6 protein-coding genes are annotated in these 6,545 nt (G+C 61.7%); 3 read left to right on the top strand and 3 right to left on the bottom strand.

Features of this window, described 5'->3' with window-relative positions; all coding sequences use genetic code 11:
• The 3 genes from MOV76_RS37885 to MOV76_RS37895 all read left to right on the top strand — a co-directional run.
• A partial coding sequence (locus tag MOV76_RS37885) for a substrate-binding domain-containing protein (protein ID WP_247266486.1) occupies positions 1-408 on the top strand: 408 nt, incomplete at its 5' end.
• Positions 409-417: 9 nt separating this feature from the next.
• Positions 418-2,274, top strand: a complete 1,857-nt coding sequence (locus MOV76_RS37890; RefSeq protein WP_026188568.1) for a DUF2264 domain-containing protein — start codon at positions 418-420, stop codon at positions 2,272-2,274.
• On the top strand, positions 2,271-3,281 hold the full coding sequence (locus MOV76_RS37895; protein WP_018448057.1) for a hydroxyacid dehydrogenase: 1,011 nt from the start codon (positions 2,271-2,273) through the stop codon (positions 3,279-3,281). Before MOV76_RS37890 ends, MOV76_RS37895 begins: the two co-directional genes overlap by 4 nt.
• A gap of 98 nt (positions 3,282-3,379) precedes the next feature.
• Here MOV76_RS37895 and MOV76_RS37900 read toward each other — a convergent pair whose 3' ends face one another.
• The 3 genes from MOV76_RS37900 to MOV76_RS37910 form a co-directional block, all read right to left on the bottom strand.
• A complete protein-coding gene (locus tag MOV76_RS37900) occupies positions 3,380-4,657 on the bottom strand; it encodes a Gfo/Idh/MocA family protein (protein WP_018448056.1) in 1,278 nt (425 codons plus the stop codon).
• Between the two features lie 154 nt (positions 4,658-4,811).
• Positions 4,812-5,636 (bottom strand): sugar phosphate isomerase/epimerase, encoded by an 825-nt coding sequence (locus MOV76_RS37905; protein WP_065276725.1) that lies wholly within the window; start codon positions 5,634-5,636, stop codon positions 4,812-4,814.
• Positions 5,637-5,681: 45 nt separating this feature from the next.
• Positions 5,682-6,545, bottom strand: an 864-nt coding sequence (locus tag MOV76_RS37910; protein ID WP_247266487.1) for a DUF993 family protein, incomplete at its 5' end; no start/stop codon positions are given.

The raw sequence follows: 6,545 nt of genomic DNA on the forward strand, positions 1-6,545 counted from the left end.
ATCGCCGCCGTCCCGGGCGCAGAGGGCCGTCTCGTGTCCCTGACCCTTGACGGCAGCGCCAGCCGGGAGGCGCATGAACGCACCGCCGCCGCACTTGCCGCGGATGCCGGTTTTACCGCCGCTTTCTGTATGAATGACTTCATCGCCGTCGGCGTGCTCGAAGCCGTCACCGAGGCCGGGCTGCGTGTGCCGGAGGATTTCGCGATTGTCGGTTTCGACGATCTGCCCTGCGCGCTGATGACAAGTCCGCAACTTTCCACCATGCGCGTCGACCGCGCTGCCCTCGGGCGCGAAGCCGTTTCGCTGATGCTGTCCCGCTTCCGCAACAGGACGGCCGCTGCGCGCCATATCTGCCAGGCGGTCATTCCCATTCCGGGAGGAACCGTTCCGAACATCGAAAACCCGTGAGTGATGCCGATGACCTATGATCCCGCCAGCGCCAACCCGCTCGCAGGCAATCCGCTGGAAACCCGCGCCGATATGAGCCGTGCGCTGCTTGCGCTCTTTGATCCGCTGCTTGCCTGTTTCTCGAACGGCAATGCCCGCGTCACCCTCAATGGCGGCGGCGCCCATTTCGACCGGGCAGCGGCCGATCTCGAAGGGTTCGCCCGCCCGCTCTGGGGATTGGCGCCGCTTGGCGCAGGCAAGGGCGACTTCGCCCATTGGCATCGTTTCGCCGAGGGTCTCGCAAATGGCACCGATCCCGCCCATCCGGAATATTGGGGAACGGTCAATGGCCGCGATCAGCGGATGGTTGAGCTTGCCGCTCTCGGTTTTGCCCTGGCGCTGGTGCCCGAAAAAATCTGGGAACCGCTCGATGCGCGCGCCCGCAGCAATGTCGTCGCCTATCTCAAGCATGTCAGGCAGTTCGATTATGCTGACAACAACTGGAAATTCTTCCGGATCTTCGTCGATATCGCGCTCGATCGTCTCGGCGCCGATTTCGACCGCAGCCTGACGCGGCAATATCTTGAGGAGCTCGAAGGCTTTTATATCGGCGACGGCTGGTATCGCGACGGAAACGTGCGCCGTATCGACCACTACATTCCCTTCGCCATGCATTTCTATGGCCTGATCTATTCGAAGCTCGTCGATGACGATTATGCAAAGCGCTACCGCGAGCGCGCGGTCCTCTTCGCCCGGGATTTCCGGCACTGGTTTGCCGCTGACGGGGCGACGATCCCCTTCGGCCGCAGCCTGACCTATCGTTTTGCCTGCGCCGGCTTCTGGTCCGCGCTCGCCTTTGCCGATGTCGAGGCCCTGCCCTGGGGCGAGGTCAAGCATCTCTGTCTGCAGCATCTGCGCTGGTGGAAGGACAAGCCGATTGCCGATCGCGACGGCGTGCTGTCGATCGGCTTCGGCTATCCGAACCTGCTGATGTCGGAGAGTTACAATTCCGCCGGCTCGCCCTACTGGGCCTTCAAGGCCTTCCTGCCGCTGGCGATCGCTGAGGATCACCCATTCTGGACGGCGAAGGAAAAAGTGCCGGAGCAGGCGCCTGACATCGTTCCCCAGCGTCATCCCGGCATGGTGATCATGCGGGCGGGCGGCGATGTCGTGGCGCTGTCTTCCGGCCAGGAAAACCTGCAGATGCGGTGCGGCACGGAAAAATATGCGAAGTTTGCTTATTCCGCTCGATACGGCTTCAGTGTCGAGGCCGATGAGCGTGCCTTTGCGCTTGCCGCCTTCGATTCAGCGCTTGCCTTCAGCGATGACGGCCTTCACTACCGCGTGCGCGAAACGAACGAGGAAGCCAGGCTCGCAGGTGACGTGCTCTATGCGAAGTGGTCGCCTTTCCCAGATGTCGACGTCGAAACCTGGCTCGTGCCGGTCGCACCCTGGCACATCCGCTTCCACCGGATCAGGACAAGCCGGCCGTTGCGGATTGCCGAAGGCGGATTTGCCATCGGCCGCCGGGATTTCGAGCTGGATACGCTATCCGCGTCGAATGGGGTTGCCTATGCGATCGGCGAAGCCGATTTCACCGGCATTCTCGATCTCGGCTCTTCGGTCAAACGTTCGGGGCTTGTCCAGAAGGCAATGCCCAACACCAATGTGATCGTCGCGAAAACCCTCGTGCCGCAGCTGCGCGGGCAGATTTCGGCCGGTGAAACCATCCTGGTGACGGCAGTGCTGGCACTTGACGATCCCGCTGCTGTCTCGTCTGTCTGGACGAACCCGCCGAAAGCGCCTGACATTGCAGCGCTGGAGGCCCTAGTGAAGGAAAAGGGCGTGACAGTCAGCGCCATCGAAGCGCCGGGACAGATGCCATGAGCCAGCCGGCCATCGTCTTTGCCATGCAACCGTCGCGCACGGAGCATGTGCTGCCGGATGAGGTCCTGCGCCGGCTGAGTGGCATCGGTCGCCTGCTGGATCCCAAACCGCTGCAGCGCTTCGACGACGAGCGTGCGAGACGTCTGCTAGCCCAAGCCGAAATCCTGATCACCGGCTGGGGCGGGCCCTATGTCGGGCCCGAAATCCTCGCCGCCGCGCCGCATCTTAAGCTCATCGTCCATGCGGCGGGCACGGTCAAAGGCGTCATAGACGACGCCATCTTCGAAGCCGGTATCCCGGTCAGCCATTCGGCCGAGGCCAATGCCGTGCCGGTGGCCGAATTCACGCTGGCGGCGATCATCTTCGCCGGCAAGCGCGTTTTCCGTTTCCGCGATCTCTACGTCGCCGACCGAAACCGCAACCGCACCCATCCGATGCAGCGCGAAGCGATCGGAAATTACCGCCGCAACGTTGGCATCGTCGGCGCTTCGCGCATCGGCCGGCGCGTCATCGAGCTCTTGAAACCCTTTGATTATAGACTGCTGCTCGCCGATCCGACGCTTGATGCCGCCGAGGCAGCCGGCCTCGGAACGGAAAAGGTCGATCTCGACGAACTGATGCGGCAAGCGGACATCGTTTCCCTGCATGCGCCGTCGCTGCCGTCGACGCGGCATATGATCGATGCGCGAAGGCTGTCGCTGATGAAGGACGGCGCGACGCTCGTCAACACGGCGCGCGGCATTCTCATCGATGAGGCCGCGCTGCTTTCGGCGCTCAAGACCGGCCGTATCGACGCGGTCCTCGATGTCACCGATCCGGAGATCCCGGAGGCGGGTTCTGCTTTCTACGATCTGCCGAACGTCTTTCTGACACCGCATATTGCCGGCGCTATTGGATTGGAACGGGCGCGCCTCGGCGAGATGGCAGTGGACGAGGTAGAGCGCTTCGTGACTGGTCAGCCGCTGCTCTACCAGATCCATCAGGCTAATCTCGAAAACATCGCCTGAGGCGCGTCGAGCGGCTTAGAGTTCGGAATTGCGTAAAACAAAGAGATAGAGCATTTCCGTGATTCGGAGAAAAACGGAAACCCTCTAGGCAACAGGCATCAGCGCGACGTCCTCAGCGAATTTGGCGAACCATCATTGGCAAGTTCGGGCATGAGATCGGCAATGTTGACCACCTTGCCGGTGCGCGAACTCGTCAGCGCGGCAATGCCGCAAAGCACGGACATGGCGCCCGCCCGCGTGCCGGCGCGCTGGGCGAGCCTGTCTTCAATATCGGGTTTGAAGATCATGTTGCGCATCCGGTCGTCGCCGCCGTAGTGGCCGCCTGTGAAATGCGGAACGACGATGCGCTCCACCGCCTCTTTGCCGTTCGGGAAATTGCGGATGAGGAGGATGGTGTCCTCCTTCGGCTCTTCCCAGGGCTGGGCCTCATATTGACGAAGCTCGATGCGCCCTTTGGTGCCGTTGAAGGCAAGGTGGTGGCCTTCGATCGGTTGGAAAGTGTTCAGCGAATAAGAGACATGGACGTTGTTGCGGTAACGGAGCGACACCACCATCGTATCAGGAATGTCGATGTCCTCGCGGAAGACGCAGCCGTCTCGGAAGTAGCCGTCGATCTTCGAGGGATCCTCGTAGAGTGAATCGAGGAAGGGATCGGCCTCGAGATCGAGGTAGTAGTCGCATTCATGCGTGTGCGGACAGAGCTTGCAGCGCGGGCCGCGGAACGGGCCCTTGCGGCCGTAATTCTGCAGGTCGGCGAAGGAGGTGACGGCGTCGGGATCGCTGTCGAGATACCAATTCAGCAGATCGAAATGATGGGTCGCCTTGTGGACGAACAGACTGCCGGAATTTTCCGTATAGGCATGCCAGCGGCGGAAGTAGTCGGCGCCGTGCTTGGTGTTCAGATACCAGTGGAAGTCGACCGAGGTGACCCGGCCGATTTCGCCGGCATTCAGCAGTTCCTTGATCTTCGCAGCCGTCGGCGCATAGCGATAGTTGAAGGACACATCGACCCGGCGACCCGTGCGCTTTTCGGCATCCAGAATCCGGCGAATCTTTTCGACCGAGGTCGTCATTGGCTTTTCGGTAATGACGTCGATGCCGGACTCCAGCGCCCGCACGACAATGTCGTCATGCGTATGGTCGGGCGTACAGACGATGACCAGATCCGGCTTCTGCTCGTTGAGCATCGAATCGATGTTTTCGTAGAGCGGTGCATTGCTGCCGATCATGTTACGCGCGCGTTCCCCGCGCAGCGAATTCTTCTCGACGATCGCGGTCAGGTCGACGTGCTCGCGCCAGCCGGCAAGCAGATCCTTGCCCCACATGGTGGTGCCGCGGTTTCCCGTACCGATCAGGGCAAAACGGCGTTTTTCCATCGAATGATCCTCCTGCATGCGTGATGAAACAAATACTGAAAATCAGACCTAAAGCGCGTCGCGATCTTTCAGATTCGCGTGGCCCGCGCTTCAGGTCTTTGGTTTTTCGCACATCATGGTCGCAAAACCGCTGCACACTTTTGTGCGACATGCTTTAGCAGCAGCTCCTGAAGCGCTCGACGCAGGTGGCGATCACTTCCTCGGCCGGGCGTTTCCACCAGTTTTCGGCCGAAAAGATCTCCACCTCCTGCGCGCCGAAGAAACCGGCGGTCTCCACCATCCGTCTTATGCCTTTGAGGTCGATCACACCATCGCCCATCATGCCGCGGTCGAGCAGCATGTCCTTTGTCGGCACCAGCCAGTCGCAGATGTGATGGGCAAAGATGCGTTTCATGCGCCCGGCGCGGGCAATCTGGTTGGCAAGATCGGGGTCCCACCAGACATGATAGACATCGACAGCGACGCCGACATGCTCCCCGAGCTGCTCGCACATGTCGAGCGCCTGGCCGAGTGTATTCACGCAGGCACGGTCGGCGGCATACATTGGATGCAGCGGCTCGATAGCGAGCTTTACACCCGAGGCCTGCGCATGCGGCAGCACGGCGGCGATGCCGTCGAACACCATCTGCCGGGCTGCGACGATGTCCTTCGAACTGCCCGGCAGGCCGCCGACGACGAGCACGAGGCAATCGGCTGAAAATGCCGCCGCTTCGTCGATGGCACGCCTGTTGTCGTCGAGATTTTTCTGCCAGTCGGCATCGTTTGCCGCCGGGAAGAAGCCGCCGCGGCAAAGCCCGGTCAGCTTGATCCCGTTCGATTTGACGATACGCACCGCTTCATCGAGACCGACCTTGGCAACCTGGTCGCGCCAGGGCGCGATCGCGGTGATGCCGTGTTTCAGGCAGATATCGACGGCCTGCGCAAAGCCGCACTGTTCGCGGATCGTCGCCAGATTGATCGAAAGCCCTTCGACCTGCATGTCATTCTCCTCCCATCACCTCACTCCTCCCATCACCTCAGCGCTTCAGTTGACGCCGTGGACGGCGAGCACCTGGCGCATGCGGCTTGCGGCAAGTTCGGGATCTGCCAGAACCCGTGCCTTGTCGGCCAGGCGGAAGAGTTCGGCCAGATGCGTCAGCGAGCGGGTGCTCTGCTGGCCGCCGACCATGACGAAATGGTCCTGCAGGCCGTTGAGATAGGCGAGGAAGACGACGCCGGTCTTGTAGAAGCGGGTCGGCGCCTTGAAGATGTGGCGCGACAGCGGCACGGTCGGCTCCAGCAGATCGAAGAATTCATGGTTGCTCTTGCGGCCGAGCGCTTCTAGGGCTGCCGAGGCTGCCGGCGCGATCGCATCGAAAATGCCGAGCAGCGCGTCGGAATGGCCTTCTTCGTCGCCGGCAATCAGTTCGGCATAGTTGAAATCGTCGCCCGTATACATCCGCACGCCGTTCGGCAGCCGGCGGCGCATCGCCACTTCCTTCTCCTTGGAGAGCAGCGAGATCTTGATGCCGTCGACCTTGTCGGCATGGGCTTCGATCACCTCAAGGCAGGTGGACATGGCTTGGATATGATCACCATTGCCCCAATAACCCTCGAGCGCCGGATCGAACATTTCGCCGAGCCAATGGATGATGACGGGTTCCCTGACCTGGCGGAGGATGCGGTCATAGACGCTTACATAGTCGTCCGGTCCTTTGGCGGCGGCGGCAAGCGCCCGGCTCGCCATCAGGATGATGCGGCCGCCGGCCGCCTCCACCGTTTCGATCTGCTCCTCATAGGCTCTGAGGATCGTGTCGATAGTGACGTCAGGTCCCGGCGTCAGATGGTCGGTGCCGGCGCCGCAGGCGATCAGCGCGTCCTTGCGGCCGGCCGCCTCACTGAGCGCCCG

Origin of the sequence: Rhizobium sp. PRIMUS64, from assembly GCF_023006465.1 — a bacterium.
GTDB classification, from domain to species: domain Bacteria; phylum Pseudomonadota; class Alphaproteobacteria; order Rhizobiales; family Rhizobiaceae; genus Rhizobium; species Rhizobium leguminosarum.